Genomic DNA, 26,442 nt, shown 5'->3' with positions numbered 1-26,442 from the left:
GCGCGCATGAGTCGTGGCTCTCGTGGCTCGCTACTCACATCTCGCAACTCATCCCGCCGCGGGGTTTTGCTGCTCGTGATCCTGGGCATGCTCACGCTGTTCCTGATGATTGGCACAGCCTTCATCATGTCGGGCAACCAATACCGCCGCGCGAACAAGACCTATTCCAAAGTCGGCGAGCAAAAGAACCTTAAAGCCTCGCAAGAAGGCTTTCTCACCGAGGTGATCAACCAGATCATCCGCGACACGGCCAACCAAAATTCCTCGCTGCGATTCCACAGCCTGCTGCGGGATTTGTATGGCACCGAAGGTTTGGTCGCGCTCATTCCGCCCGACACAGTGACTCCACTTCCCGCTTGGGCGGGAGACATCGGGGGATCGACCAACAACCTGACCGCCGGGCAAATGCTTGAGTTTCAAATCCCCGTGGAAAATTTCGGAGATTACTTTGGCAATCAACTGGGGCCCGAGCGACTCAGCCATTTTCAGAATTTCTACAACGGCCAAGTTCTGACTTTTTTGGACGGCGCCGCGGAAGGCAGCTCCACGCGCATCGTTGGCTATTACCGACTCCAAGCGGGTTCGAATCCTTCGCCAACTGATCCTGCCGTGATCCGCGTGCTCAATTTTCCGCTGTCGAACGGCCTGCAAATCACCGATCCCACGGTGCTGGCCGGTTCGCGGATTCTCATCAACGGCCGACCATTCAACGGCACGGGCGTGGGGTACAACGCGCTGGCAGCCCCGGGCTTGGCGAAATTGGATGCCTTGGAAGAAGTTGCCGGAACACGTCGCGAAATCGCTCTGATGCCCAATGGTGTGTTTTTCAACCCGGCACTGGCCACAGCCAACCTGCGCGATGCGGCGGGGACGATCAGCGTAACCGAAAGCTACTATGGACCCAATTATCTTTCGCTCACGCCGCAACAACAGGCGCAAGTTGCCCTCCACGTTGGGCTCGAAGGTCTCGGCGGCAGCGACGAATCTTATGATGCACCCGACTTCCAAAACATGTTCTTGGCTTGGACGTCAACGAATCCAGTCGAGACGATATTCCCGAACTTCGACGCTACGACAGATATCAGGAACAACACAACTCCTGCCCCCACCAATCCGCTGCCGGACTGGACGCGCACAAACCTCCCGCCATTTCTGGGGAATGTTATCCTCCCTTCGTTCCATCGGCCTGATCTCATCAACTATTGGGCCCAACAAACCAAATCCGGCACAGATCTGACCTTAGGGCGAGTCGGCGGCGTGCCCTTGCTGCGGAAGGTGATGCTCCGCCCCAACTGGCACGACCATCCCGCCTTCGACGGCAGCAATCCCGAGTTCGCCCAGGCGAAGGCCTACGCGGAAGCCAATCCAGGCAATCCTGATCAGCTGCTCCGCATGATCTACGGCCCGTGGGACGTCGACAACGACATGGACGGCATTCGCGACAGCGTGTGGGTCGACTTCGGCGCGCCGGTGATGGTCGGCTCGAAGGGCCGGCTCGTCAAACCGCTCGCCGCGATCATGGTCCTCGACATGGATGGCCGGTTGAACGTGAATGCGCACAATACACGGGATATGCAGAGTCCTACAAACTTCAACATTGACTTTGCCAGTGGGGTAAATTCTCGTGTTGTTCCGAAGGGCCAGGCCTTTGGTGTGGCTGAAATTAGTCTACGGCCTGTTGTTGATAACCGCCTTGGCGAATTACTTAATGGTGACAACATCTTTGGCAAGAACTATCTTGGCCGTTATGGCAGCGATCGCGAGCCCGGTGTCGAAAACAAATACGATCTAAACGCACAGCTTAAAATGCAAGGCATGCCATTCTATGTTGATGGCACGGCTTCGCTGTATCGTAGTAATTTTGGAACTCTGCCAGACCTTCGTGCGCGTTATGCCATGGGTCTGAACTCATTTGGTCAGTCCATTCTCGAATGGAACTATCAAGATTTCGTCGACAACGATGGCAACGGTGTTTTCGACTACGGCGTTGACGAAGCTCGGTTGGATGAGGATTCACCTTATGAACTCGATCTTTCGATGACGGGAGCCCGCGGCGAGGGTACGAGTGTCGACAATCCCTTCTCACCCGCCGAGTTGGAGCGACTGCTGCGCGTTTATGATCTTGATGCTGGCACGCTCTCATCAAGGTTGCTTGAACTTCTTATAGGCGATCAAACAAGCGCCAACCCCAACGATATCAAGAACTGGCGCACGCTGCTGACCACCGATAGCTATGATCTCCCAGAACCATCTTTTCAAATGCCTGCTTGGGTCCGTTTGGGAATCGACGGTGTGCTTGACCCCGACACCGATCCGGCTCCCGATGATTACTTTCGTGTGATGAACAACGAACCAGTCAATGGGACCTTTGTTGATCTGATGGAATATCGCTATCGACTTGCCCAGTATCCGATCTGGTATAAGTCGGCAGATACACCGGCGCGTGTTCAGGCTTTGAAAACTCAATTGCGAAGAGTCATCGCTCCTGAAATGTTAGCGGGTTTAAGGTTCGATCTTAACCGCCCGTTCGGCAACGGTCGGGATGACAACGGAAATCTTGTCGTCGATGAGCCAGGCGAGTTTTTCGACGCGAACGGGAACGGGCGATTTGATGCTGGTGAAGGAGATATCTATTGGAGCATCCAGGCAGCTCGCCTCTCGCCCAACGAGGCAAATAACACGGCCAAGGATTCGTTCCAAGATACACAACTCGGCAAGGTACGTTACGACCACGATTACAATGGGGATGGTGACATCGATAATGTTGAGCGGTCTAACAGCAACCCCACCGATCTCATTGGACTTGTCAACCTTCATAACTACCAGCGGCAACTCTACGCCCGGCAGTTGTACATGATGGCGCTGGCGTTGATCGATCCGATTCCGCCGCTCGATGTCAACAGCATCCCAGCAGTTCCGGCAACGTTGCGCAAAGAGAAAATGAAGCTCCATCGTGAGACTCTCGAAGAGCAATCGCGCAAGCTGGCGCAGTGGGCGATCAACGTGGTCGACTTCCGCGATCCTGACAATATCATGACCGCCTTTGAGTACGATGCCATTCCCTTTAACGGTTGGCAGGTCGACGGAGATATTCGCACCACAACAGACATACCCAACTGGTCGGACGATGGTACCGACAATAATGGAAATGGTCTCATTGACCGTGACGATCCGGAAGAACTCGCTTTTCGCAACGGCATCGATGACGACTTCGATGGTCAGACCGACGACAATGACCCCGATGAGATTGCGGAGCGGCAGGTCGTTTGGGGGATGGAACGCCCGGAAGTTCTTATGACCGAGACTCTCGCCTGGCACGATCGTGCTACCGAGGACTTGGGCACGGGCGTGGAAGATGCCGTGACCGATGAAAACGCCGATGGCAAGATCGATAAAGACGACGAAGGTCGTGTCGGGGTGGGGAGCGGCGCCAATGACAAAGATTACGATCAATACGCTAAACCCAAGGGCGCTACCTTCATCGAGCTTTATAATCCTTGGGGACCTGCCGCAGGAGCGAGCAACGACACGCATTTGATCGACCCGGCGAACGGCAATGACCTGGGCGTCGATCTAGCTGCTGTCACGATCCCCAATACCGATCCCAGTGGCCCGGATCGCAGATCCCCCGTGTGGCGTATCAATGTTCGCAAGTCCGTAGATTACTCCATCAAAAATGGTGTGCCGTATCAGCTCGGTCGCTATGTGGGTGGCCCTGACCACGATCCCGACGACCCTGATCAGCGCGTTCAGCCACAGATCCCCGATCGCACGATTTATTTCACCCCCTTTGATCCCGAGCAACATTTCGAAGTCCGGACTAGGACCAAATTTCCCCCCGGAGATTCGATTCCTAAATGGGAAACGACTTGGGATGACGATGGTGTAGCCTTCTTTAGTTCGCTGACCAACCCGTCTGCGGCAGTCAACGGAAGCGATCCCGCCTATATCCAAAACCATGCTGTGGTTCGACCAGGCCGTTATATGGTCGTTGGTTCCGGCGTTCCCGTGGACGCAGCCGGAGAGCCTGTGGTTCCAACTCTTGATCCATCACCACTGCCAAGTACTGTTCCGGCTCGAAACACAAATATCGCTCGATATGAGACATGGGTAGGCGATAAAAAGCGTACCAGTCAGGTCAAGAAACATGCGATTGTTTTGAATCCCTTTGCAACGGGTGGGCAGACAAGTGTTATGGTTCGTAATAGCACTCCCGATCCGGGGCCGGATACAGCTCTTCGCGATCAAGGGAACTTCGATGTTTCTTCCACCGCCGATTATACTTCCGTGGCAGTTATCGATAGCACTTGGTTCCGCAATATCGATCGTGCGGCTTCTCCGCCCACTGTACGGGCAGAAGGATGGGAATATCGGCCGTTCTCAGTATCCGAGCCGGCCACGGGTTATCCACTCGCGACTTTCAATAGCTACTGGAAGGGCAAGTATTACAACGATCCTGATGGGCAATACAAGCCGGCCCTTGATATCCCACTCGACAATCAACGATGGAATAAGACCAGTTATCTCTCGGGCAACATTGTTGATGGTCAAACTATCGAGGGTATGAGTAGTTCTCAGGTACGCTGGATGCGTAAATCCGGCCCTGCGGACAGAACGGCCACACTCGAACTGATAAAAGACAACGAACTGCGGTTGACGCTCCCCGAAAAAGAAAAGACTTCGGTGCGCACGATTCCGGCATTCAGCTGGCTCTACTTGCAGAGGCTCGCCAATCCCCTTATTCCCTGGAACCCGCTGCCCGGTGACCCCAAGCACCGCGCCAACGAAATTGTGAATCCGTATATGACCGTCGATTCCATGGGGGTGAATGTCACGGTCTTCAACGGGCGTGATCAAGACGAGAAAAGAAGATTTGATCTCATGGATGGCATCACCACCCAGGTGGTGAGAGACTACGGCAACGCTGACGCTATTCGTGCCTTTGCCAGTCTCCAGCGCGGCCGAATGAATGTCGATGATATCGAATTGCTCCGTGGTCGTCTTCGCGACACACAAGGATTTGTCGGTGAACCTGCTACGAACGATGGCATACCCCAACGGGTGCAGGATTCTGGCTTCCGTAATTTGCCTAAGGGGATGGCTTATGCCCCAGGTACGCCGACGAACCCTGCATTTGTTCGTGATCCGCATTTGCCCGATGGGCGTCCGTTTGCTTATGTTCCCGGGAACCTTTGGGGCGAGGAGCAAATTGGTAAAGTTGATTCAGGACGGGAAGACATGAATCCCGCCCTCAAAAAGCCCGCCGGCTTATGGCTCAATAAGGCGGGACCGACTGGAGATGGCCTGTACAGAGCGGCAGTTACAGGATCGCATTATTTCCATTCGCTTCCCGATTGCACCCTCGGCTTCATGAACGAGCCTTATCGCGATCCCCTTAAAACTACCGATTTCGATAAAAAGTTTGTCCCGACTCAACCATTTCCTTGGTTTACTTGGAACAATCGGCCCTTTGCCAACCCAGGCGAATTGATGCAGGTGCCCGCGTTCCGATCTTCTCAGGCTCTGAAAGTCACTGGCATGTCCAAGAGCGCCATTGTGCCCAACACAGGAGATCCTAAGGGCTTGTATGTCGAGAAATACCGCGGCTACATCCGTCGCGGCTCTTATCCTGTACCGGCCGAGTTACTCAATACTTTCCGTATTGATCCAGGCCGTCTCGATTTCAACGTGGCATTCCCGCCACTGGCTGCTGATGGACCGTTTGGTCATTTGCCCAACTACTTTCGCACCTTGATGAATCATAGCCCGCTGGCTTTGAGAGAAAGCGATTACAAGACAGATGGTTCCAAGAAGCCTAATCCCAAACCTTATTTCCAAGGTTTTGCCGGGATACATCGTGTGTTCGATTTGGTGACGGTTCCTAGTCTCTATGTTGGGGGCGAAACCTGGCTCAACCCGACGACGTTTGGCAATACGACTCCTGCGTTGGCATCGACTGCTGATCCACGCTACGGTCTTCAGCCGCCGTTCAATAAATTCTCGAGCCGTCGCGAACCGGGTAAGGTGAACATCAATACCATCCCTGGTACAAATGAAATGAGTATCAATCGCCCGAGCAATGATACGAGCTTCAATCCAGATTTGTGGTATCGTCGGCGCTTTTCCTCGCCGGTCTGGAATGCCCTCTACCATAGCTTTGATGCAGCCAATCGAACTGGTAAGGACGACAACAATAATGATGGCACCCTCGATGACTTTTCGCACGCCGCTGCTGAATATCGGTCAGTGATTGGTAGTCGGCGGGGTTATGGACCCCAATGGCCTGAGGTAGGAAATTCAGATCCTAACTTTGCCGATTACTTCAGCACGTCGCAACCAACCTATCTGCATGCAGCCTATCCGACGATCTTTGCCAATCCGTTCCGGCATGGTGATGGCGGATTTCTGGTGCCACTCAATAACATGGTGCTGATGGGTGTGGATTGCACACTTCACCGCCACGACCACCCTATCAAAGGCAACGATGGGGAATGGGGCACCGCGGGGCAGGAAGATGGTAACGGCATTGATGACGATGGCAACGGGTCTGTCGACGATCTGCCGGCCGAGATGAATATTGATCCCGGTTTCAATGGTATTGTCGACGATTTACTTGAGCAAGGTTTTGGCGGAGATAGCTCAGTCCTTCCGATGCCGCAACTGCCCGATTCTTTTGTACCGCTCCACGGAGCAACAACATCGGCTAATACGGACACAGATTTGACGACTGTCGAGGATCAGAGCGCAATGTATCGCGATGCACCTCGCAACCCCTACTTCCGCTATTCCCCAATCTCACGCCTGTCGAGCATGACGACCAACCGCTCGAACGTGTTTGCCATCTGGGTGACGGTAGGCTTCTTTGAAGTCGAAGAAGTTGAACCGTGGGCGGAGCTGGACTCGACACAGCGTGAGAGGTACGGAGACGACCCGGCTGTTTACAACCGCGTCTATCCCGATGGGTACCGCTTCGGCAAAGAAGCTGGCATCGAGACGGGCGAAGTCGAGCGGGTGCGGGAGTTCGCCATCGTCGACCGCACGATTCCCGTGGCGTTCGAGCCGGGGGCCAACCACAACATCGACGAGATGATCAGGCTCCGAAGGAAAATCAAGACGGATTAGTGCTGGGGACTGGAGATTCGGGGCTGGGGGCTTGAGCTTTAAAGGCTAAGGCATGTGGATTGCAGAATGACCAGGGGAAGATGAATTATCGATACTTTTGTCCTCCCGCCCCCAACTCCTAGCCTCTAATCCCTCGCTACTAACGACTTACGACTAATCCCTAACGACTATTTGATTGACACTCCCGCGGGCCGTGGGAAAATAGAAGCTTGCGGAGCGGGCGCTCCGTGGCAGGTCCTTGGGCCGGACCCGCCTATATTTTAGAGGAACAGACATCATGCGATTTTTTAGTACGACTGTTTTGGCGGTTTTCGCCGCGAGTGCAATTCTTACCGCACCCCTTCAGGCGGCATTATCAACAGTGGGCGATGTGTCGCCGGTGATTGATCCCCTTGGATATGGTATTCCGGGACAACCGGGATCTATTTCCGGTGATGTCATTATCGGCGATACCGAAGTGGGCGGCCTCTTTATCAATCTGCAATTCGAACCGGGGCCATTGATCAATGGTGGCAATGGTTTTGTGGGCCGTGCGGAAGGGAGCATCGGGGCGGTGGATCTCACGGACTTCGGTGCCGACTGGCTCATGTCGGGCGACCTCGTCGTGGGAGAATTTGGCAGCGGCACAATCGACATCAAGGATAGCGCGAAAGTTCAAGTTGGCAATTCGAATTACAATCCAATCGACCCGGTTACCGTCATTATCGACTCTGGCGGTCTTGCCACAATTGGACAGATGCAAACCGGTCAAGGAACGGTCACGTTGTCAGGTATAGCCGGCTCGCGATTGGTTGTCCAAGACTTGATCGTTGGTGATTTGGGTGTCGGTGACCTGATTGCTTCTTCTCGTGCAAGCGTCTTTACACAAACGGGTTACATTGGAAATGGCGATGGTTCGGTCGGATACGTAAGTGTCTCTGATCAAGGAACTCGCTGGACTGTCGGTGATAGTCGCAGTTCGATTGATGGCCGGCTCGTCATCGGCAATTTGGTGGCAATTGGTGATATCGGGGAAGTTAATAATGACGCTCAGTTAGGCCGAGGGCAGGGGACATTAAGAATCGCCAATCAAGGCTTGGTTCAGGTGAGTGATGAGGTTCTCATCGGTCCCCGAGGATGGCTAAAACTTGAAACTCAAGGACGCCTGCGAATCTTACCCACGTCGGAGTCGATCAGTGGCACGAACGTAAGTGTGCTCGATGTCATCACCAATCAGGGTGTCATATCGGGCGATGGACATGTTGATTTCGTGGGAGTGATTGATGGTCCGACCAATTCGCAATCGTCTCGGGCGCTTACTTTTTTGAACGCTCCTGGTGGAAAAATTTCCAACAAATTCGATAACAATGTGCGTGAAAGGCTCGTCTTCACAAGTACTCCCCTCAACGGTGATTTCTTACTCAACTTGGGTTTGATCGAATCCAATGGTGGCGAAATGGTGTTCGACACGATAGTCGACAATGCAAACAACATTGTGGCCGATGACGCGCTCCTTTATTTCAACGATGGTTTGATCGGCACGGCCGGGACAGGGGATTTGGTTCTCAGTGGTCGAACCACTGTGCACGGTTTTATCTCCGGTAATGCTATAACCGTGCTTCCTGGCAGTGTGGGGAGCGTTGTCGGTGGAATTCAGTTTTCCTCGCCCCTCGTTGCGGCTATTGGCGATGGCGATGTTTCGTCGCCGCTGCTGACAGGCCCCGGTATTTCGATTGCCATTGGTGTGAATCCCGGCAGCTTGACCGTCATCGGCGATGTGAATCTCGCCGGTGGTGAGCTTGATCTCGATGTGTCGTCGCTCGGCACTCCGACCATGGGCGATATCTTTGAGATCATTACCATCCCCGGTGCCTCCTCGAACTTCGGTGCGTTTGATAACACTAGCGTGATCGCCGGCGGCTACGAATGGCTGATCGATTATGATGAGGATTCGGTGTTCGTCGTTTTCGACGGCCTGTCGGCAACAACCCCCGGCGACTTCGACGGCGACGGCGACGTCGACGGACGAGATTTTCTGGCGTGGCAACGCAATCCGAGCTTGGGTGACCTTGCCGATTGGCAAGCCAACTTCCCCTCTCCAGCACCCATCACGGGTGGCCTGACGGCCGTCCCCGAGCCTTCATCGATGGTGTTGTTGCTGTCGCTGGTGGGTGGCTTGGCCGTTCGTCGGAAACGCTCTTAAAACGAGAACGCAGATAACAAGATTTGCTAAGATTAGCCACGGAGTGCACAGAGGTCACAGAGTTTATTCTCTGTGTTGCTCTGTGACCTCTGTGGCTTTTTCTATGAAACGACTTGGATAGAAATCATGGCAAACAAGAAGCCGGGGATTGGAGTCGGCGAGATCGTCGGCATCGCGATCATTCTCGTGGTGCTGGTCACTATTTTTCGCACTGGCGGTGGGGCCACGAATCCTGTTCCCGTGGGGACGCCGCTGCCGGAGCTGATGGCCGAAGGGTGGTTGAATTCCGAGGCGATACCGTCGCGCGAGAATCTGCAGGGCAAGGTTGTGCTCGTGGATTTTTGGGCCACGTGGTGCCCACCCTGCCGAGCATCGATGCCGAAGCTGGCGAAGCTTTACGAAAAGTATCCCGAGCTGGGCGTCGAGTTCGTCGGGCTCACCCCCGAGGATGAATCAAGCCGCGCGAGCATCGAGCAGTTTGTCGGCACAGTTAAGGGCTTTGACTGGCCGGTGGGTTACGGGGCGAATCCCACGCTCGACATGCTGGGTGTGAACATGCTTCCCACGCTGGTGGTGTTCGGCAAAGATGGCCGCGCCACCTGGTCGAGCACGTCGACGCAAGGTCTAGAAGCAGCGCTCGATGAAGCGCTGACGCGTTAGGAGTTTAATCAGGAAACACACTCAAGACACGAAGAGAATGGAATTGGATTTTCGCGTTTTTTCGATGATTCGCCGAAGAAAATCTTAATTCAATTCGCGGATGTACCGGACTTTGGGTTTGCCGCTGCCGGGGACCGGCTTGCCGATTAGGTAATCGCTGGCATAACGCAAGGGATCGCGGGGGCGTTCGGGGACGTCGAAGTTGTCGCCCTTCTGCATGATCACCCGCGCCGTGGGCATCTCGCCAAAGGCCCGCATGCCGCTTGATTCGCAGGGGAACCAATGCAGGTTGCCTTCGGCGTCTTGCAGGCAGAATTCTGGGTATTGATGTTCGTGGACCCAAACCATCCGTGCCGGAATTTTGTCGGCCCGCAATAAGGCCACGAACAAGGCACTCACGTCGTGGCAATCGCCCTTGCCGCGCTGCAAGGTTTCGACCGCGCTGTGGTCTTCCCCTTCTTCGTATTCGATATTCTGTTGTACGAAGTCGTAGATTTTTTCGATCCGCTGCCAAGTCGTCATGTTGGCGGGATCGATTTCGTCGGCGACTTTTTCTTCGGCCGATTCCGCTGTTTCAACCTTGTCATCGAAGACGGTGATTTCGACGGCATCGCTGTTGGTTTCTTCTTCGTACTGTTTATCGTTGGACTTCTTCTTGGCTAAACTCTTCTTGTCGGGCTTGGCCTCGGCGAAGATCTCTTTGAGCGTGCGGCGAATCTTGCCGTGGCTGGATTGAATGTAGGGGCTGCGGCCGAGATAACGCTTGAGATCGCGGTCGGGCTTTTTCGGAGGAACCAACTCGGCCGTGAGCGTCTCATCCGGCGGCAGGATCTTTTTGGTGCGGACTTCAAACGTCAGCAGCGCGTGCGCTTCAACCCCGCCGGGAAGGTACGGGATATTGATCACCATCTGCCGGGCACCCTTGTTGAGAACGCGGTAGTCGACCGAGTCGATCTCTGGCGAGATATCTTCGTCGATGACGAGCACTTCCTGTTCGTCGCATTCAAAGGGGACCGCCACCATCGCGACGACGTCTTTCACAGGACCGGCAATGGCCGTGACCGAGGCGCCGACTTTGTAGCGCACGGCGACGGTGTCGCCATATTGGCGGTAGGGATCGGTCGCCGTGTCGGTTGCAGTGAGTTGGGCGAACGTGACTTGAGTGAAAACGAGCGCAAGCGAACCGGCGAAGAACAATCGTGCAAACATCGGTTTCTCTGTTCAGGAGTGATGGAGCTACCTTTAATTGTAGCTTAGAAGAAGAGTCTGTGGCCGAGTTCTACGTCTGTAGCCGAGGTCTTTGACCTCGGAAATTTCAGCCCAGCCACAAAAAAACCGCTCGACCGTGTTCAGGATGGCACGGCCGAGCGGGCGCAAGATAGGTTTGCACGTTGAATCGTCGCCAGGACTGCGGAGGGGACGCAGCTTGGCGATTGCTCGGCGTATGCGGCAGACCCAGCGATTGGGTGGTGGGAGCTTGAGCTCTCTGCAGCAGCCACGCGGAGCGGCTTAGTTTTCGTCGGTCGACTTAGTTTTCGTCAGCTTCCTTAGCAGGTTCCGGGTAGTTCGCGCGGCTCGATGGTCCTGGATCAGGGCCTGTCAGCGGCGTGGTACTCGGTGGGCCGTAAGTCGTACCAGGAGTGAGCGACGGCTGCGGGGTAGCGGGACCCATGGTGGTGCCACTTTCGTACCCGGTTGCAGGAGCCGCTCCTTCACAACAGCCGCTGTCCATGTACCCACCGGACCAGCTGCCGGACGACTCGCAAGGCGAGCACATCGAGGCGCACGGATCACAACAACAGGGGGGACACATCGGCACGCATTCCGGCACACACTGTGGGACGCATTGGCAGTTGGGCTGCTGCATCATCATCTGCGGTGCGGGTGCGATCATCTGGGGCTGGACATACGGGGTTCCCAACGCGACGGGGGTGGCCATCGTTGTCGGGGGAACTGTCGTCGTACCACAAATGGATCCGCGGTGGAGCCAGTTACGGGTACGGCTACAGCAGCCGGTGTTGGCAGCCGTTACAGCGGCCAACGCCAGCGCAATCATTACATTCGCTCTCATCGGAGTCTCCTTGGCACCCGTGGCGGGTGAAGTGTGGAGAGTTTCGTGGCGGGATTGTTGGTGGGGGTGCGATTGCAACGTTTGGTGCAATCGCACGGGTCTCGCAAGTGTGATCGAGTGGCCGTAAAGCCTTCCCAATCCTAAAACCAACTACGAAACATTAAGGTCAAGCAACTCTACAACACACCCAGCGATGTGCAAACGCAACGCGAAAATTTTTTGCAACATTTTCCCGGCGCGCACGTTGAAAGAATGCTACATTTCTATAACCGCAGAGGACGGCCAAGGCACTCCCGTACGCCAAGGCCAAGCGGCACGATCCGACACAATGGAATGCGTCGTTCAGGCACGTTTTTCGTTGTGTTGCCGCTTCACATTTGGTGGAACTCCCGCGTCCGAAAACCTGAAGTTGGATGGAACCTCCCATGTTTGCGTTGATCCAATTGCGCCCAGCGATTGGCCGCCGCTTCGTCTCGTTATTTATGGCGGCCTGGTTACCGCTTGTTGCTGCGCCGTGTTTCGGCGCGTCGATTGCCGACCCTCCTGCGCCGCCGCAAGCCGACGAAATTCTGCTCATCAGCACCCGCAAGCTCGGCACGACTTGCGACCCCAACCGCATGGACCGCGAGCTGGATTGTTGGCGGCTAACATTCGATGCCGCGGGGCAGCCGACCTGGGTGGCCTATGATTGGCACAATTTACAATCTCCCCTTGGCGCCCAGCGGCAAACCGTGATGTACGTCCATGGCAACCGCGTCTCCGAAGGGGTCGATGCCGCCGAAGGGATGGCCGTATATCAATCGCTGATTGGTGCCCGCACCAGTGGGCTGCCGCTGCGCTATGTCATTTGGTCGTGGCCGTCGTCGCAAATTCCGGGTTTGATTAAGGACTATCAGGTCAAAGCGGTTCGCACGAACCCCGTGGCCTGGCAGTTGGCTTGGTTCTTGGATCAACTTCCCGCGGAGACGCCCGTGGCCATGATGGGCTACAGCTATGGCGCTCGGGCCGTGAGTGGCGCGACACACTTGCTGGGCGGTGGCAGCTTGGGAACGCTCAAACTCACGAACCGGAAGCATCCGAACCGTCCCCCGGTGCGTACGGCGTTGATGGCGGCCGCCTTCGATGCTGATTGGCTGCAGCCCGGAGAGGTTCACGAGAAAGCACTCTCACAAGTGGAACGCATGGTCGTCGTTACCAACAAGCAAGACCCGGCCATGAAGTTCTTTAAGCTAAGCACCAAGAACAGCCGGGTCGATGCCCTGGGGTTGGCAGGGATTCCGCAGATGGAAAAGCTGGGCACGGCTGGCAAGCGGGTGCAATATATTGATGTCACCCACGAGGTTGGCCGCAGCCACATCATTTACGATTATTTGGCCGACACGCCCAAAATGAATCGGATGTGGGCCCAAATGATCGATGACGACGCCCGTCCGATACAAGACTTGGCGATCCCCGCCTACGCGCATTTGCGCACCGAAAGTACGCGGCGGTAGCTTATTCCGTTGTCGGCCAAAGCCTGTCATAATCAGTCGCATGAGCGACAGCGTGGCCTATTTCAATGGTGCCTGGATTCCGAGCGCGGAGCTTGCCATTTCCGTTCAAGATTTGGGCTTCGTGCTGGGCGTCACGCTCACCGAAAAGTTGCGGACCTTTGGCGGCCGGCCTTATCTTGCTGAGGCCCATCTCGCGCGGATGCGCAACTCGCTCGAAATCGTCGGCTGGCCCGCTGACCAACTTTGCCGAGAAGCGGGTTGCGCGATTGATGAATACATGACGCGCAATGCGTCCCAGATTGCCGAGGGGGACGACTGGAACGTTTCGTTGTTCATTACTCCAGGCAAATCGGCGGAGGCCTTGAGCCCCACGGTCTGCGTGCATGGCTATCCAATTCCGTTTCATCAGTGGGCGCATCAATTCGTCCAGGGTGTTGAAGCGGTGATTGTCGACGTACGGCAGGTGCCACCCAACTGTTGGCCGCCTGCATTGAAGTGCCGTAGCCGGATGCACTATTATCTGGCAGATCGACACGCGGCTCGGCAATCCTCCAAGGCTCGGGCCATCTTGTTGGATCAAGATGGTTACGTCTGCGAAGGCTCGACCGCCAATGTGATCGCGTATTTCGCGAACCGTGGTTTGGTGACGCCGCGGATTGAAAAAGTCCTTCCTGGTGTGAGTCAGCAAGTCATCTTCGATTTGGCGAAGCGGATGGGAATCACACACCAAGAAAGCGATCTGCAGCCCGCCGATTTGTCGCAAGCTGATGAGGTGTTTTTTGCCAGCACGTCGATTTGCCTATTGCCGGTGGTGAATCTCGATGGCCTCCCCATCGGCAGCGGCCAGCCCGGGCCCATCTTTCAGAAATTGCTCACCGGTTGGTCCGAGCAGGTCGGCGTCGACATCGCGGCCCAGGCCCAAAAGTTCGCGATTCGCTGATTTTGAATCATCGCTTGCTAGTTGACTCCATTACTACGGCCGGTTCCCCCTGTTGGGCGAATTGGTTAAAATCATGAATTCGCTTGATTTCATTGATTCGTGCCGTGGCCTTCGGGTTTGCGGCTGTTAAGGAAACACCATGTTTGAAGCCCTGCAGGATGGACTCAGTAGCGCGTTTAAGACCTTGCGCGGCAAAGGAAAGCTTTCCGAAGCCAACATGCGCGACGGCCTGAAGCTGGTCGAAAAGTCGCTGCTCGAAGCCGACGTGAGTTTTGCTGTTGTGCGGGAATTCATGGCTCACGTTACGCAGGAAGCCGTCGGCGAAAAGGTGCTCAAATCGCTCGATCCCGATCAACAAGTGGTCGGCATTGTTCACCGCGAGCTGATTAACCTGATGGGCCCCGTGGACAACTCGCTGCATCTGAAGCCCACGGGCGAAGTGACCGTCCTGATGATGTGCGGTCTGCAGGGTTCGGGCAAAACAACGACCTGCGGCAAGCTCGGCCGGATGCTCAAGGAAGCGGGCCGCAAGCCGTTGCTGGTTGCTGCGGACCTACAGCGCCCCGCGGCGATCGACCAACTCCACGTGCTGGGTGAACAACTGGGGATCTCGGTCTTTTCGGACCGTGCCCAGAAAGATCCGGTCACTGTTTGTAAATCAGCGGTCGAACAAGCGAAGAAATTGGGCGCCGACGTCGTGATCCTTGATACGGCGGGCCGATTGCACGTCGACGACGAGTTGATGGAGCAGCTCGAGCGGATCGACCGCCAATGCGCGCCTCATCAAGTGTATCTGGTCGTCGACGGCATGACCGGCCAGGACGCGGTGAACAGTGCCAAGGTCTTTAACGAAGCCTTGGAACTCGACGGCGTGATTCTCACCAAAATGGATGGCGATGCCCGCGGTGGTGCGGCCCTTTCGGTGAAGCAAGTCACGGGCGTGCCGATCAAGTTCATCGGCACGGGCGAACATCTCGACGCGCTCGAAGAATTTCACGCCGACCGCATGGCGGGGCGAATCTTGGGGCAGGGGGATATTCTCACGCTCGTTGAAAAAGCGCAGCGCGAATTCGATCAGGACGAAATGCTCCGCCAGGAAGAGCGGATGCGCAAGGGCGAATTCACGCTCGACGATTTCAAATCGCAGTTGAGCCAAATCAAGCGACTGGGTCCCCTGCAAAAAGTGATGGGCATGATTCCCGGCATGGGGGCGTTTAAAGATGCCCTGGGGGACATGGATGCCGAAAAAGACATGCGGCGACTGTTTGGCATCATCGACTCGATGACGGCCGACGAACGTCGCAATCCGACGAAGGTGATCGACCAAAGCCGACGACGGCGAATCGCGGCCGGCTCCGGGGTCGAACCGCACGAAGTGAACGATCTCGTGAAGCAATTCACCGTCATGTCGACGATGATGACCTCCATGGCCGGCAAAGGGATGCGCGAGCGGATGAAGATGGTCCGCGAGATGCAATCGAGCCTCACCAACCCCAACGCAGCGGGCCTGGGCAAGAAAAAACAGCACACCGGCAAGCGACTTTCCCCCGCGGAGAAGGCCAAACTCAAAAAAGACCGGGAAAAAGAGCTACGCAAGCGAAAACGCGACCAACGCGGCGGGTAGTGATTGTCCCAGCCGGCTCGCCACGCGAGCCGGGATTTGCGGCCACATCACCCCTTCCCTGTCAGGACAAAATCTGGCAAAATTACGGGTTTCCAAGAGATACCTGAGCCTGGGCTGGTAGACCCGTCTACCGGTAGGCTTCCTATACAGACATTTCCCATTGATCGCGTTGCAGTAGCCAGCGAGGAGAACTACGTGGCAGTCAGAATTCGCATGAAGAAGATGGGTCGGGCCCATCGGGCATTTTTCCGTGTGTGTGCGTTTGATCAAAATTCACCGCGCGACGGTAAGGCTTTGGAAGAACTCGGCACCTATGACCCGAGCGTTCCCGATTCAGATGCCCGCGCAGTTCTCAATGGCGAGCGGATCTCCTATTGGTTGAGCGTCGGTGCCCAGCCGAGCGAAAAGGTCGCTATCCTGATCAAGAAGTACGGCAAGGACGGCACGCACTTGGATAAGCAAAAGGTTGCGCTCGATAAGATCGCTGCTCCCAAGGTTGTGCCTGCTCCTGGTGCCCCTGCTTCGAAGCCCAAGAAGAAGGGCGAAGAACAAGAGCCAGCTCCAGAAGCCGCTCCTGCTGCGGAAGCAGCACCCGCTGCTGAAGAAGCTGCTGCCCCCGCTGAAGCAGCTCCCGAAGCCGCGGCCGCGGAATAATGAACTAAAGCAAACAATGCGATTCGATGTATTGACGCTGTTTCCGGAAATTTTTTCCGGTTACATGACGCAAAGCCTGCTCAAGCTGGCCATCGAACGCTCCCTGGTGCGGATCAATCTGCACAACATACGAAATTGGAGTCGAGACAAACACCAATGTGTCGACGATCGACCCTTCGGGGGCGGGCCGGGAATGGTTATCAAACCCGAGCCCACCGTGGAAGCGGTCGAAGAAGTACAAACCCAGGGCGATGGCCCAGGACATGTGATTTTGCTGACTCCCCAAGGGAAGACGCTCAATCAAAAAGTGGTTGAAGAACTCGCCACGCACAAACGGCTGTTACTGTTGTGCGGTCGCTACGAGGGCTTCGACCAACGGGTGAGCGAGATTTTGCAACCCCAAGAGATTTCGGTCGGTGATTTCGTGCTCAACGGAGGCGAAGTCGCGGCGATGACGGTCATCGACACGGTGATTCGACTCGTGCCGGGAGTTTTGGGGGATGAAGACAGTAGCCGGGACGATTCGTTTTCCACCGGCAACCGGCTTCTGGAACACAGCCAATACACGCGGCCACGCGAGTATCGGGGCCACCAGGTTCCGGAAGTTTTGCTAAGTGGCGATCACACACAGATTGCCGCCTGGCGACAACAGAACAGTCAAGAACGAACACGCCAGCGCAGACCCGATCTGCTCTAGCCGCTTGCGGCTTAGCGACCTAATAAAAGGAAAAACCAATGAGCCAACAAATTCTCAAACTCGTTGAACAATCGAGCCTGAAAACGGACGTTCCACAATTCGAAATCGGCGACACGGTCGACGTGCATACCCGGATTCTGGAAGGCGACAAGGAGCGCATCCAGATTTTCACCGGCGTGGTGATCGCTCGCAGCGGCTCGGGTTCGAAGGAGATGTTCACCGTGCGTCGCATCGTCGACGGCCAAGGTGTCGAGCGGAAGTTCCCGATTCACTCACCCCGCATCGCCAAGGTCGACGTCAAGCGCAGCGCGGTAGTGCGTCGTGCGAAGCTCTACTTCCTGCGTGAACTTTCCGGCAAGGCCACCCGCCTCAAGGAACGCCGCACCGACACGCCCAAAGCAAAGGCCAGAGCAGCCAAAGCCAAAGCCGGCAAGTAACCAGCCGCTCGCGGCTTAACGACAAAAACACAACGCCCAGGGATCACCATCCCCGGGCGTTTTTTGTTGCGCGAATATTGAAAACCACGAAACACACCAACCACACGAAAAATTTAGCCCCGGGTGATTTGTCGGTCCCGCCGACAAGACACCCGGGGCAGATGCATTTCGTTCATGATTTGTCAGTTGCGAGTTTCGAGCCCCGAGTTTCGAGAACTCACAATGCGCTGCGGATGAAGCGTGATGTAGGCCGGAACAAGCCGTGCACAGTTCCGGCAATGCACTTCGAGTTACGCTTCCTGCCTAGGGTTGTTTGAGTGTTTCTTTGACTAAGGTTATTATTGGGGAAAACGCACTTTTCTACAGAGTCGCCCATGTTTCGTTTGGCCTACTACACGTTTGCTTGCTTCATTGCCTTCGCAGCGCTGTGTGCAAACACGCATGCCCTGCCTCCGATGGGGCTCACGCAGATCACAGCCGCCAATGTCCGCACCAATCTTGAGATCATCGATGGCTCGGCCTATCTCAATGTCTCCAACGGAGTGTGGGTTCTCGGACCTTCGGGCGCTGGCTCTTTTATGCCTATTGCCAATGCAACGAGTGTCACACGCGTCGTGAAAGCCTTCGATGGCGAACTGTATGTCGCCGCCAATCGAGGGTCGTTGGGGCCTGCGCTCTATCAACTCGATCAGTTAAGTAGTCCGGTGATGACCTGGCAATATGGCGATGTGGTTGGCGTCGATTCTCAACTGCGGGTTATCGCTAACCTTGGTTTCTTTGAAGGTGCTGCTGAGCTGTTTCCTGGGGGCTGTGTCAACGATGTGTGTGGCGAATTTCTGCCCGGGTCGTACCCTTATGCCATCGAAGTAACTCCAAGTGGATACACATTGGGTGATGGAGGAATTCCAGGCACCATCGGTTCTTCGCCCATGCTGTGGTCACCTCAAGGGGACTTGGAAGGTTTTGTCTTTGGATGGAATCATGCAGGCTCAATTCGAGAACGCAGTGATGGTGATGGAATTAACATCGGCGGTGACTTGGACCCTCTCTTCGAACTGGGCCCCAACGAATTCGTACAGTTTCCCAACTATGCCATCGACGATGAAGATTTATATTTAGTGCGTCCTGACGGAACCGGCATGGGTGACGCCGAGGTTATTGTTTCACACGGCGATTTTGTGGTGACTCAAACAACATTTGGGCCGCTGGAACTTTACGGCTTCTTCCCAGGTATCGTTCCCGGATTCGCAAATCGCACGCTGCCGGTACTCGACATCTTCCCGCAGTTGGCCGCCATCGACATCGACGGGATTTCCAACCTCGCCTCCATCAACGGCCGAGTCTACATGACTGTTCGCGGCAGCGACGGTACTTTTCTCTTTGGTGCACGAGATCCTTCAATCATCGTTCCCGAGCCGCAAAGCCTAGTCCTCTTTATCGCGGTATTGTTTGCCGGTCTGTTCGCCACTCGACCTACTGAACACGAACGCCTCTGCTCGGAAAGCTAGTTTCCCGACCTCATTTTCGTAAGGCCAGGCTATGCCGCGAGAATGACATGTCGGAAGGTGGCCAAAAATAGTTGTGGCACCCAGCCCACGAATCACGATAATGGGGTCTTGTTATTGGTTTGTTTTGTAGGCCGGAACGAGTAACACGAGTTCCGGCAAGCAGTACGTTAACGCCAAATACTTTCCCTATGATGAATTGCCGGAACTGCGCACTGCTTGTTCCGGCCTACAAGATTACATCCATTACGAGGGACGGAGGCTTCACACCCTCAATCCTGGCCACGCCGAAGGTCCGCGCTGATGGCGAAAACGATGAAAAAAAAACGATTCATTTTGGAAGTGCGCAAAAAAGCCTGCCAAGTTGGACAAGTTGGAAACCTTTGCGTCATTCCCGAGAAAAACGAACGTTGGTAACAGGAATCAACTTGGCCAGGTTGGCTAAGTTGGAGGTCGAAATCATAAAATAATGAAACTAGCTCACGCATTATCTCAGAGACTTTTGCAACTCGCGGCCAGTGTGCGCTCATCGCTCCGCATGTCGAGCCGCGCGCTGACGTTGGGGGAACGGGGCGAAGTCGCGGCGGCGAAGTTTCTTGAGCGTGCCGGCTATCGCGTGGTCACAACGCGCATGCGTCAACGGTATGGCGAGATTGACATCATCGCGGTGCAAGCGAAGACCGTCGTGTTTATTGAAGTGAAAACGCGGCGGTTGGATTTAACGACGCAACCTGCGGATGCCGTTGATGCGCAGCGGCAGCAACGGCTGACCCGCGCGGCGCTTGCGTTCCTGAAGTTCCACGGATTGCTGGAGTATCCCAGCCGGTTTGACGTGATCGAAGTCATTTGGCCCAGTGATGCCGAATTGCCGACGATTCGGCACATCGAGGATGCTTTTCCGGCCGTGGGGCGGGGGCAGTTTTACAATTAGCATTCCAAGTTTGCGAAAGAGTAGGATTTGTGTAAAATAACGTGTTAAAGCACTTGAATTCAAAGTTTTTGGTGCGGCGAACTTTTCCAGGCGGAATAATATGCGGCGTTTCATCATTCTGTTGGCGGTTCTCAGCGCGTTGATAGCGCAGCGTTCTTACGGCCAGACCTATCGCTTCGAGGCCGAAGCGGGTCAGATGTTCGGCACGTTGGTTCGCAACACCGTGCCTGGCTATTCTGGCACGGGCTACGTCACCGATTTCACCAACGCCAACGATCGCTTCGCGCTGCAAGCCAACATTCCCGCGGGTCTTTATGAAATGTGGATTGGTTACCGTTCGCAATATGGCGAGAAGGGGTACACCTATCACGTCAACGGCGAGACGGGGAGCGGCATGTTTGAGCAGACGTCGACTTGGTCCGAAGAACGCGCGGGGTTGTTCAGTATCCCGAACAGCACGAGCACGCTCGGCATCCAACACAATTGGGGCTATTACGATATCGACTACTTGGAGTTTCGTCCCTATGAACCGCCCGTGGTGTTGCCGGTGAGCACGCAGCTTTCCGATCCGCAAGCCAGCCCGCGGACGCAGTGGCTGATGAATTACATGAACAGCCAATATGGTCAGAAGACGTTCTCGGGGCAGCAGCATAGCGTGAGTCAGAATCTCTCGTTCCCGGTCAGCTCCTACCTCAGCAAATCCGGCGGATTGATTCCTGCGATCCGGGGCAGCGACTTCATGGAGTATTCTCCTTCGCGTTTGCAGTACGGCTCGAATCCTCGCAACGAAACTGAGCAGACTATTCAGTGGGCGAAGCAGACCGGCGGCATCGTCACGATGATGTGGCACTGGAATGCCCCTGCCAATCTTATTAATCAGACCGACAAAGAGTGGTGGCGTGGTTTTTACACGTATGCCACGACATTCGATCTGCCAGGTGCTCTGGCTAATCCCAATGGCAACGACTATCAACTGTTGCTGAGGGATATCGACGCCATTGCCGTGCAGCTGCAAAAGTTTGAGGACGAAAATATCCCCGTGCTGTGGCGGCCGCTGCACGAAGCGCAAGGGGAATGGTTTTGGTGGGGGGCACACGGGCCGGAGACGTTCAAGGACTTGTGGCACTTGATGCACGACCGACTTACGAACGAGCATGGCCTGCACAATCTGATTTGGGAATACACGTCGACCGGCGTGAATGACGAGTTTTTGGATTGGTATCCGGGCGATGAATACGTCGACATGATTGGTGCGGATATTTACACCGATCCGACTTCCAGCATGAGCGGCGAATGGCAGGATTTGCTCGAAGTGTTTAATGGAGACAAGTTGATCGCCCTTTCCGAGACCGGCACGCTGCCCAATCCCGACGTGATGGATCAATGGGGGATCGAGTGGAGTTATTTTTCCCCTTGGAGTGGCTCGTTTGTCGATGCCATGACCCCCGCGCAACTGCAAGCCACACTGGGTCATGAAGACATTATCACGCTCGATGAGCTGTTGATCACGCCTTGGAAGCAAAGCGGTGGTTTTCTGGGGGCCGATTTGAATTTCGACGGCGAAGTGAACGGCGCTGATCTCGCAATCTGGCAAGCCGCTTATGGCGATACGGCCGTGGGCGATGCCGATCTGGATGGCGACTCCGACGGCCGCGACTTCTTGCTGTGGATGCGGCAGGTCACGGAAGCAGGACAATTGACCGAGACATTGAACGTCCCCGAGCCGGGTGCGATGTCACTGGTTTGGTTCGCAACAGCGTTCGTCGTTTTTGGCCGCTCAAGGTGGTAGAATCAAAGGGTGGTAGAATCAGGTCGACGATTGCCAAATCGGCCACAAGCGATTCGCATAGTTTTCGAGCGCGTGCAAACGCAACCCGTAGACGTGCTCGATGGTCGCTTGCGTGACGATCTCGCGCGTGGGACCGCTGGCATGAATTCGGCCGTTGCTGAGCATTAAAGTTTGTCGAATACCGGGAACGATTTCCTCAACATGATGGGTAACGAGGATGACGGTGGGGCCACCGGTTGTGGCGACAGCGTCGTTCAGCCAAGCAAGAAACCGCTCGCGAACGCCGGGGTCCATTCCCGCGCACGGTTCATCGAGCACCATGAGCAGCGGTTCGGCCATGCGGGCGCGGGCGATCAGCACTTGCTGGCGCTCTCCTTGCGAGAGCACGCCGAATGGTTTGTCGATCAGGTCTTCGCACCGCAAATCGATCAGCATTTGCCGGGCATCGGCGAAATCTTGGTCGGTCGGTTCAAAGCCAAGGAATATCTTAAGCCCAAACTGCGCGAGCCGTCCCGTGACCACAGTTTCCAGAGCCGTGTCCTCGGCGGGAATTTCTGCCGCGAGATTGCCGGTGATCCAGCCGATACGTTTACGCAACTCACGCAAGTCGAGCAGTTCCTGACCCAATCGCAACACTTGACCGCTCGAAGGCCAAAGATAACCGCAAGCAATTTTCAGCAGCGTCGTTTTGCCGGAGCCATTCGGTCCCAATACGGCCCAATGCTCTCCGGGCCGCAGCGACCAACTCACGTCGGTAAGAATGTGCGTGTCTTGTTGAACGTAGCTGACGTTCGCAAGTTGAATGATGGGTTCGGCAGGCATGGCGATTCAATACGATGTCGACGATTAACTTTTGCGTGCCAAACAGGCCCAATCCCAAGGCGACTTTCGCTCGGTCAGTTCCAGGCCATCTTCTCCCCAAGGATACGTGGCCTTGCGGAGCGCGACCACTTCGAATCCAAGTTGGGTCACGATCTTTCGCAATTCTTGCCGCGAGTAGTGCTTCTGCTCAGTGTCGTTGCGGCGAACGAGCTCGCTTTCGATATCGACCGAGCCATGAAAGGCTTCGGCATCCATCTCGGCTACGTATCGGGCAGATTCCAACGCGGGAACGACAACGAGCAAATGCCCACCCGGTTTCACGAGTTGGCCGAGGCTGGTCCATTGCTGCTCGCGCAGCCGCGGCTTGGGTGCAGTGATGACGTTCAAGCAAACGGCCAGGTTCGCAATCGACCCGAACTTCGCGCCAGCTTTTTCCAAGGGCAAGGCGTGCCATTCGGCGTGTTTCGTATCCTGGCAACGGCGCTTGGCCCGTTTCACCATCGCAGCCGCGAAATCAAACGCGACAATCTTGCCGAAGGATTGGCCAAATCGCTCGACGAACGTGCCGATGCCGCAACCCGCGTCAACGAGCGTTTTACGGCGGTTGGGCTTGCTGAGCGCGACCAACCTGGCGATTTGCGGACCGCTCGTGGCGGTGATATCGCAAACCGACGTTTCAAATTCCGCCGCCAGGCGATTCCATCCTTGTTGGCTCATGCCGGCTCCGATCTATTCCCCGATACAGTACAGCGACTTCTCGCCACGAATGATGATTTCGTTGCCCACGAGTGCCGGTGTCGCATCAATCGCTTCGTCGAGTTGATTGGTGGCCAGAATTTCGAGTTCCGAGCCGTGCTTGACGACGGAGGTGGCACCATTGCGACCGGCAAAATAAATCCTGCCGTCGGCACCCACGGGCGAGGAGTAAATCATATCGATGCCGGTCAAACGCTGAGCCTTAAAGACTTGCTCGCCCGTTTCGGCTTTGTAACACGACAAAATGCCGTTGTTCGACTTCGTGAAATAGAGCTGATCGTCGTAGAGCAACGGCGACGGGACATACGGTGTGTCTTGATCCAACTTCCAAGCAACTTGATCGGTGTCGGTGATATCACCCTTCGAGCTGAGCGGAATAGCATACAACGCCGCGCCTCGATGGCCGGTCATCAGGAAAGCCAAATTCTTATAAACCAACGGAGTTGGAACGGCTCCCATCGCCTGCCCACCGCATTCCCAAATGATCTCGCCATTTTCGAGGTCGTAGCCGCGAGCGCGATTCATGCCGTTGACGACAACTTGCGTCTTGCCGTCATGTTCAAGAATCAACGGGGTGTTCCAGGTCGTCTCTTCATCGCGATCGACTTTCCACTTAGTATCGCCCGTGTCGGCGTCAAGCGCCGTGATGAACGATTGGCCTTCATGATCCCAATTGATCACCAACGTATCGCCGTGCAGGGCAGGGGAGGAGCCTTCGCCGAACATGTGCCGCGTTCGCATGATGCCCAGGTCTTTCTTCCAGCGAAACTCGCCGTCCATCGTGTAGGAATAAACCCCTCGCGAGCCGAACGACACGTAGATATTCTTGCCGTCAGTAACAGGAGTCGACGAGGCAAAGCTGGCCGTGCCATGGTGACCTTCATGGGGAATCGCTTGCGTGGCGACCTGTTGCCAAAGCGTTTTGCCCGTTTTGCGATCGAGACATATCACGACGAATTGGTAGTAGTTGGTCGGCGTCTCAATCTCGAAGCCGCCAAAACCGCCGCCGCCTCGGCCACCGCGACGGCCTTCCCGAGGTCTGTCAGCAGGTGGTTCGGGTTGTGGTACAGGCGTCGATTCAGCTTGCGCGAGTAATCGTTCGTTCGCCACCAAGTGGAATCGTCGCTTGCTATTCAACGACAGGCCTTCAGGTGGGTTTTCAGCCGTATAATCGGTTTTGATGGCGGTTTGCAAATAAATTCGATCACCCCACACGATCGGAGAACCACTTCCTTGGCCGGGGAGTTCGACCTTCCATTTGATGTTTTCGGATTCACTCCAAGTGGTAGGAGGCTTGGCCGTGGAAGAGATGCCGGTGAATTCGGGGCCGCGGAAGTTAGGCCAGTTGGTGGCGGTTTCCTCAGCCAGCAGAGGATGCGTCGTTGCCAACAAGGCAATCGTCAAGCAAAGATGTCTCCACATAACCTGTTCTCCGTAAACTGGTAGTGACAAGAGCAACGCCGTCGGCGAGGTAGGAGCTAGCCGCGGCCATGAGGTGGGTCTACTTGAGAATCATCGCATATCGGCCAGCAGTCTCCAACAGGCGGGCGAAAAATGCAGCAAAAAATCTTGCGTGAGTTTTTCTTGCCGCGAGCTATTGGATTTGCGTTTGTATGCAAAAGGCTCGTAGAATATGCCCAATTCATCCTTCAATATGGCGTATGCAGGCAACTATGACACTCTCCCTGGAAGAACTTCTTCAAGCAATTCGTGAAGTACACGACGATGTTCGTGAGCAGGTCGTTGCCGCTTGTGAATCCCACACGTTTGAAGAACTGTGTGGTGAAGCAACAGCCGCCGCGGGGGACACCGTTTATGCCATCGACCGCACTGCCGAGGAAGCTCTATTAGCCGGTATCGAAAAAAAGATTGCCACGAATACTCCAGTCGTTCTCATTGGCGAAGGAGTTCCTGATGGACAAATTGTTTTGCCAACAGGTACCAAGGGAGCCGACGCCAAGTGGCGAATGATTGTTGACCCCATCGATGGTACACGCGGTCTGATGTTTCAAAAGCGGTCGGCTTGGATACTCACCGGTGTGGCTAAAAATCTCGGTCCGGGCACGAGTTTGTCAGACATTGAACTCGCCGTGCAGACGGAACTGCCGTTGGTGAAACAGCATCTGTGTGACAACTTCTGGGCCATCCAAGGACAAGGGGCACACGCGGAGCGTTTTGATCGATTTACTAATAAAGCGAAGCCATTCCCATTGCAGCCCTCGACAGCAACTCAAGTGGCCCACGGCTATGCAACTGTCTGCAACTTTTTTGCCGGTGGTCGTGATTTGTTGGGGGCGATCGCCGACGAGCTTTCGCATCGACTATTGGGAGGCAATCAGCAAAGCGAGGCGCGCATCTTTGAAGATCAATACGCCTCCACGGCCGGACAAATCGCCGGACTGATGCTGGGGCAAGATCGTTTTGTCGCCGATGTGCGGCCGCTTTTGGCTGATGCAGTCAAGAAGCGTGGCGGGACATTAGGACACTGCTGCCACCCGTATGATCTTTGCACGAAACTCATCGCCGAAGAAGCAGGCATAACTGTCTGCTTGCCCGATGGCCAGCCGGTGGATGTGCCTTTGGATACTCACACCGACGTGATTTGGGTGGGCTATGCCAATGGCAACCTACAAACGCTGATCGAGCCGGTTCTCCTCACTGTCCTCCGTGATATATTGGATTGAACTGCGCTTTGTAGAAGCCTGGAAGCGAAACCACAATTCAGACGAAACACATATCCGACGTGGAGACTGTGAATT

Annotated in this window: 19 protein-coding genes; 14 read left to right on the top strand and 5 right to left on the bottom strand. The window is 55.4% G+C overall.

What is annotated here, in order from left to right:
• The first annotated feature begins 6 nt into the window (after positions 1-6).
• The 3 genes from SH678x_RS16795 (at position 7) to SH678x_RS16785 (ending at position 9,964) form a co-directional block, all read left to right on the top strand.
• Positions 7-7,122: a hypothetical protein gene (locus tag SH678x_RS16795; RefSeq protein ID WP_496919610.1), complete on the top strand. Its 7,116-nt coding sequence runs from the start codon at positions 7-9 to the stop codon at positions 7,120-7,122.
• 277 nt (positions 7,123-7,399) lie between these two features.
• Complete coding sequence (locus SH678x_RS16790; RefSeq protein ID WP_496919609.1) at positions 7,400-9,304, top strand: PEP-CTERM sorting domain-containing protein; 1,905 nt, start codon at positions 7,400-7,402, stop codon at positions 9,302-9,304.
• A 126-nt stretch (positions 9,305-9,430) separates the two neighbouring features.
• Positions 9,431-9,964, top strand: coding sequence for a TlpA family protein disulfide reductase (locus SH678x_RS16785; protein WP_496919608.1), 534 nt, complete (start codon positions 9,431-9,433; stop codon positions 9,962-9,964).
• Between the two features lie 84 nt (positions 9,965-10,048).
• Here the strand turns inward: SH678x_RS16785 and SH678x_RS16780 are convergent, their stop codons facing one another.
• On the bottom strand, positions 10,049-11,173 hold the full coding sequence (locus tag SH678x_RS16780) for a transglutaminase-like domain-containing protein (protein ID WP_496919607.1): 1,125 nt from the start codon (positions 11,171-11,173) through the stop codon (positions 10,049-10,051).
• Positions 11,174-11,492: 319 nt separating this feature from the next.
• Positions 11,493-11,636 carry a hypothetical protein gene (locus SH678x_RS16775; RefSeq protein WP_496919606.1) on the bottom strand — a complete coding sequence of 48 codons (144 nt, stop codon included), beginning with the start codon at positions 11,634-11,636 and terminating at the stop codon, positions 11,493-11,495.
• A 58-nt stretch (positions 11,637-11,694) separates the two neighbouring features.
• Here SH678x_RS16775 and SH678x_RS16770 point away from each other — a divergent pair, with 58 nt between their 5' ends.
• From SH678x_RS16770 to SH678x_RS16725, 10 genes are all read left to right on the top strand, one after another.
• Complete coding sequence (locus SH678x_RS16770; RefSeq protein ID WP_496919605.1) at positions 11,695-12,162, top strand: hypothetical protein; 468 nt, start codon at positions 11,695-11,697, stop codon at positions 12,160-12,162.
• A 298-nt stretch (positions 12,163-12,460) separates the two neighbouring features.
• Positions 12,461-13,528: a hypothetical protein gene (locus tag SH678x_RS16765; protein WP_496919604.1), complete on the top strand. Its 1,068-nt coding sequence runs from the start codon at positions 12,461-12,463 to the stop codon at positions 13,526-13,528.
• Between the two features lie 40 nt (positions 13,529-13,568).
• A complete protein-coding gene (locus SH678x_RS16760; protein ID WP_496919603.1) occupies positions 13,569-14,468 on the top strand; it encodes an aminotransferase class IV in 900 nt (299 codons plus the stop codon).
• 139 nt (positions 14,469-14,607) lie between these two features.
• Complete coding sequence (gene ffh / locus SH678x_RS16755) at positions 14,608-16,092, top strand: signal recognition particle protein (RefSeq protein ID WP_496919602.1); 1,485 nt, start codon at positions 14,608-14,610, stop codon at positions 16,090-16,092.
• A gap of 195 nt (positions 16,093-16,287) precedes the next feature.
• On the top strand, positions 16,288-16,746 hold the full coding sequence (gene rpsP, locus SH678x_RS16750; RefSeq protein ID WP_496919601.1) for a 30S ribosomal protein S16: 459 nt from the start codon (positions 16,288-16,290) through the stop codon (positions 16,744-16,746).
• Positions 16,747-16,762: 16 nt separating this feature from the next.
• A complete protein-coding gene (trmD, locus tag SH678x_RS16745; protein ID WP_496919600.1) occupies positions 16,763-17,443 on the top strand; it encodes a tRNA (guanosine(37)-N1)-methyltransferase TrmD in 681 nt (226 codons plus the stop codon).
• Between the two features lie 38 nt (positions 17,444-17,481).
• Positions 17,482-17,880, top strand: coding sequence for a 50S ribosomal protein L19 (rplS, locus tag SH678x_RS16740; RefSeq protein ID WP_496919599.1), 399 nt, complete (start codon positions 17,482-17,484; stop codon positions 17,878-17,880).
• Between the two features lie 374 nt (positions 17,881-18,254).
• Positions 18,255-19,388 carry a hypothetical protein gene (locus SH678x_RS16735; RefSeq protein WP_496919598.1) on the top strand — a complete coding sequence of 378 codons (1,134 nt, stop codon included), beginning with the start codon at positions 18,255-18,257 and terminating at the stop codon, positions 19,386-19,388.
• A 466-nt stretch (positions 19,389-19,854) separates the two neighbouring features.
• The gene (locus tag SH678x_RS16730; protein ID WP_496919597.1) at positions 19,855-20,316 is read left to right on the top strand and encodes a YraN family protein; all 462 of its coding nucleotides are present in this window, start codon (positions 19,855-19,857) and stop codon (positions 20,314-20,316) included.
• Between the two features lie 100 nt (positions 20,317-20,416).
• On the top strand, positions 20,417-22,105 hold the full coding sequence (locus tag SH678x_RS16725) for a glycosyl hydrolase (RefSeq protein WP_496919596.1): 1,689 nt from the start codon (positions 20,417-20,419) through the stop codon (positions 22,103-22,105).
• Between the two features lie 18 nt (positions 22,106-22,123).
• Here the strand turns inward: SH678x_RS16725 and SH678x_RS16720 are convergent, their stop codons facing one another.
• Genes SH678x_RS16720 through SH678x_RS16710 form a run of 3 tightly spaced genes read right to left on the bottom strand, consistent with a single transcriptional unit; the run spans position 22,124 to position 25,105 of the window.
• Positions 22,124-22,927, bottom strand: a complete 804-nt coding sequence (locus tag SH678x_RS16720; protein WP_496919595.1) for an ABC transporter ATP-binding protein — start codon at positions 22,925-22,927, stop codon at positions 22,124-22,126.
• A 24-nt stretch (positions 22,928-22,951) separates the two neighbouring features.
• Entirely contained in the window at positions 22,952-23,644 is a 693-nt protein-coding gene (locus SH678x_RS16715) for a methyltransferase domain-containing protein (RefSeq protein WP_496919594.1), read from the bottom strand.
• A 12-nt stretch (positions 23,645-23,656) separates the two neighbouring features.
• On the bottom strand, positions 23,657-25,105 hold the full coding sequence (locus SH678x_RS16710; protein WP_496919593.1) for a PQQ-binding-like beta-propeller repeat protein: 1,449 nt from the start codon (positions 25,103-25,105) through the stop codon (positions 23,657-23,659).
• Between the two features lie 251 nt (positions 25,106-25,356).
• On the opposite strand from SH678x_RS16710, the gene SH678x_RS16705 reads away from it, so the two are divergent.
• Positions 25,357-26,367, top strand: coding sequence for an inositol monophosphatase family protein (locus SH678x_RS16705; protein ID WP_496919592.1), 1,011 nt, complete (start codon positions 25,357-25,359; stop codon positions 26,365-26,367).
• Positions 26,368-26,442 lie beyond the last annotated feature (75 nt).

This window comes from Bythopirellula superficialaquae, assembly GCF_059632245.1.
Note: the sequence above shows the minus strand (reverse complement) of the source record. Positions and strands in the feature narration are given on the sequence as shown.